This window comes from Deinococcus pimensis DSM 21231 (genome assembly GCF_000519345.1).
GTDB classification, from domain to species: Bacteria; Deinococcota; Deinococci; order Deinococcales; family Deinococcaceae; genus Deinococcus_A; species Deinococcus_A pimensis.
The window spans coordinates 129,351-132,669 of the sequence record NZ_KI912647.1 but is presented as its reverse complement, the minus strand read 5'-3'; the positions used below and the strand labels follow the sequence as shown (position 1 = coordinate 132,669).

3 protein-coding genes and 1 pseudogene are annotated in these 3,319 nt (G+C 71.0%); 2 read left to right on the top strand and 2 right to left on the bottom strand.

The features are described from left to right. Positions 1 to 710: alpha/beta hydrolase (locus DEIPI_RS31060; protein ID WP_045234293.1), on the bottom strand; the 710-nt coding region annotated here is incomplete at its 3' end. Positions 711 to 994: 284 nt separating this feature from the next. Next, a complete protein-coding gene (locus DEIPI_RS0113530) occupies positions 995 to 2,152 on the bottom strand; it encodes an ABC transporter substrate-binding protein (protein WP_027482115.1) in 1,158 nt (385 codons plus the stop codon). Here DEIPI_RS0113530 and DEIPI_RS42100 point away from each other — a divergent pair. Further along, positions 2,151 to 2,747, top strand: a pseudogene (locus DEIPI_RS42100) (homoserine O-acetyltransferase family protein); the annotation flags it as partial. The gene DEIPI_RS0113530 and the pseudogene DEIPI_RS42100 sit on opposite strands and share 2 nt — an antisense overlap. A gap of 103 nt (positions 2,748 to 2,850) precedes the next feature. Next, positions 2,851 to 3,291, top strand: a complete 441-nt coding sequence (locus DEIPI_RS41460; protein ID WP_245588560.1) for an alpha/beta hydrolase family protein — start codon at positions 2,851 to 2,853, stop codon at positions 3,289 to 3,291. Positions 3,292 to 3,319: the final 28 nt, after the last annotated feature.

Genomic DNA, 3,319 nt, shown 5'->3' with positions numbered 1-3,319 from the left:
TTCGGGCTGAACGCGTTCGCGACGCCGCGCGTGCCGGGCGCCACGCCCGGCCAGCTCGCCGACGGCGTGAGGTCGCCCGGGTAGAAGTCTTCGCCCGTACGGGTCGCGAGCATCGAGTCGAGGAAGCGCTCCTCCGTCTCCGGGTCGGGGCGCCACTCGTGAAAGTAGAACTGCCGCATCACGTCACGTGGCGAGCCGGGACCGTCCCCCCGCTCGCCCGCCGCGACGGCCCGCACGAAGTCCGCGTTCACGGTCCCGCCGCCCGAACCCGCGAAGTCCGCGCTGTTCGGCCGCCCGTCCTCGCCGTGCGTGCCGCCGAACCCGAAGGGCGAGATGGGCGCCACCAGCGTGAGGCTCGCCAGCGCGTCCGGATGGTCGATCGCGAGCTGAGCCGCCACGCCGCCCCCCAGGCTCCAGCCCAGCACGTGCACGTCCCGCGTCCAGCCGAGCGCCACGAGCAGCGCCCACAGGTCGTCCGAGAAGTCCCGCAGGCCGCGCGTGGCGTCGATCGCCCGGGCCTCCGTGTCACCGTAGCCGCGCAGGTCCGGCGCGGCCACGTGCACGTCCGCGGGCAGGGCCGCCATGAGCGGCTCGAAGAACGCGCCGGACGAGACGTTGCCGTGCACCAGCAGCAGCCGGGTCGCCTGAGCGCCCGCGGCGGCCCGCTCGCGTACGCGCGTCGTGAGGCGGTCGGTCCTGATGTCCCTCATGCTCCCTCCTCGGGGCGGAACGGGGCCGCCAAGGCGGCCCCGACGAAAATCGGCGCGTCTCCAGCGGTGGAAGTGGCGGTCCAGCCTCCAGACTTCGCCGGGCGGGGCGGCCCGCCCGTTCGGGCCTGGGCCGCCCACGCGTCTCTCCACTCAGGGCGTCGTACGGACCGCCTGCGTACGCTCGGGGACGGCCCCTCGCTTTTGCCTGGAGCGTCAACGTGTCTCTACGTGTGTGAGCGGGGCGGCCCGGTCCTCATGCCTGGTGCGGTGACGCGTCTCCACACTCATCTGTAGACGAGCGGCGTCTTCGCGAACTTGATGGGGTAGACGGGCACGCGCGCGTCGTTCAGGAACTGGAAGTGCAGCCAGTTCTCGCCCTTGAAGCCCTGGTATTTGATCTTGTTGCTCTTGGAGAAGGTCAGCTTCCCGAAGGGCGTGTCCATGTTCGTCTTCGCGAGTTCCGCCGCGACCTTGTCCTTGTCCGTGGAGCCCGCCCGGTTGACGGCCGCCGCGAGCGACATGAGGTTCACGTACGCGAGCGGCGCGAAGTACTCCTCCGTGACGTTGCCGAACTTCTTGCGGTACGCGGCGACGAAGTCGCGCGACGCCTTCAGCGGTGACGAGGACAGCCACAGGCTCAGGCCCGCCTCGCGGTCCGAGAGGCTGTTCTTCTCGAAGCCGACGGGCCACGAGGGCGGCGTGCCGTACAGCAGCCCGACGTTGAGGCCCTGCTGCTTGATCTCCGTCGCGAGGGGTTGCGCGTCCGTGTCGTAGCCGACCCAGTAGAAGATGTCCGGCTTCGCGGCCTTCGCCTTGCTGACGATCGGGCCGAAGTTGCCGCTGCCCGTCTTGAACTTCTCGGTCAGCACGACGTTGAAGCCCGCCTTCTTGAAGGCCGCGACGGTGTCGTTGATCCCGGCGCTGCCGAACGGACCGTCCTCGTACGCGATGGCGATGTTCTTCGCGCCCTTGCTGCGCTTGAGGTACTTGAACATGTCGAGGATCGCCTCGAAGTTGTAGTACGCCCAGGGGTGGTAGTGGAAGAAGTACGGGTTGTCCGCGAAGGCGTCCTCGACGGGCACGGCGGCCGCGCCGATCCACGCCATGAACGTGTCGTACTGCTTCGCGGGACCCGACAGGGCGATGGTCACGGCGCTCGACACGCCGCCCGCCATGAAGTCCACCTTGTCCACCGTCACGAGCTTCACGAACGCCGGGACGGCCTTCGCGGGAGCGGAACCGTCGTCCTCGATCTCGATCTCCAGGGGCTTGCCGAGCACGCCGCCCGCCCTGTTGATCTCGTCGAGCGCGAGACGGTAGCCGTTCTGGGCGGCCTGCCCGGACACGCTGCTCGGACCCGACAGGGGCAGCAGCACGCCCACCTTCACGGCGCCCGCGTGGGAGAGCGCGAGCATCGCGCCCATAAGAGCCAGTTTGCGCATGTTGTTCTCCTTCGCGAGGAGTGTAGGAGGGCGGTGTTACACCGACGTAACACCGCCCTCCTACACTGGCCGCGTGCTGCCAGAATCCATCACGAGCGCGGACGCGCAGGCGCCGCAGACACGCGGCGGGCCGCCGCGGGCGGCACGCTGGACCTTCGAGACCCGTCACGCCCTCGGCGGCGGGACCGAACTGCCGGTGCGGCTCGGCGTGCAGACCCTCGGTCGCCTGAGCGCCGCGCGGGACAACGCCGTGCTGATCTGCCACTACTACACCGGCACGATGCACGTCGCGGGAGACGTGCCGGGCGAGGGGCCCGGATGGTGGGACGCCCTCGTCGGCCCCGGCCGCGCGGTGGACACGGACCGCTTCTTCGTGGTGTGCATGAACACCCTCTCGAACGTGCAGGCCCTCGACGGGCGCGTCGTCACGACCGGCCCGGACACCCTCCGGGAGGACGGGCGACCCTGGGGCGCCGAGTTTCCCGCGTGGAGCCTCGCGGACCTCTGGGACCTCCAGTGCGCCCTCATGCGCGAGCTGGAGCTGCCGCGCTGGCACGGGGTGATCGGGCCGAGTCTCGGCGGGATGCAGGCGCTGCAGTGGGCGGCGCGCGCACCGGAACTCGCGCCGCGCGTCGCTGCTGTTGCGGCGGGCCCATCCTCCGGCGTGGTGCTGCGCTGGTTCTTCCGGCCTCTGCTGGATGCGGCGGCCGCGCGGGGCGGGATCACAGACGCAACTGCGGCTCATCAGCTTCTTCGGGCTGGGCTCGGACGGTGTGTACCGCACCTTCGAGGACGCGGACCTCGGCGCGTACCTCCGGACGCGGGCGCGCACCGCGTCGCTCGCGCACGTCCTCGACGTCGGACGCGCCCTCAGCACCCACGACCTGCGCGCAGTCGCATCGCTTCCCGAGCTCGCGCGCCGCTGGCGGGAGGCGGGCACGCGCCTGCTGACCGTGAACGTCGTCGGGGACCAGTTCTTTCCCGTGGAGCCCGCCCGCGAGCTCGCGAGGGCCACGCGGGAGGCGGGCGCGCGTCACGAGCACCAGGAGTTCACGAGCGACGTCGGGCACCTCGCCTGCGTGGAGGAGACGTGGCGCTTCGAGGGCGCCCTGCGCGCCCTGCTCGGCGGGGAGGGCTGACGTGCTGGCCTTCTCGGAGCGCGGCGAG

Excerpts from the sequence above, each read along its gene's own strand:
- DEIPI_RS0113530 (WP_027482115.1), bottom strand. The coding sequence starts at position 2,152 with ATGCGCAAACTGGCTCTTATGGGCGCGATGCTCGCGCTCTCCCACGCG.
- DEIPI_RS41460 (WP_245588560.1), top strand. The coding sequence starts at position 2,851 with ATGCGGCGGCCGCGCGGGGCGGGATCACAGACGCAACTGCGGCTCATC.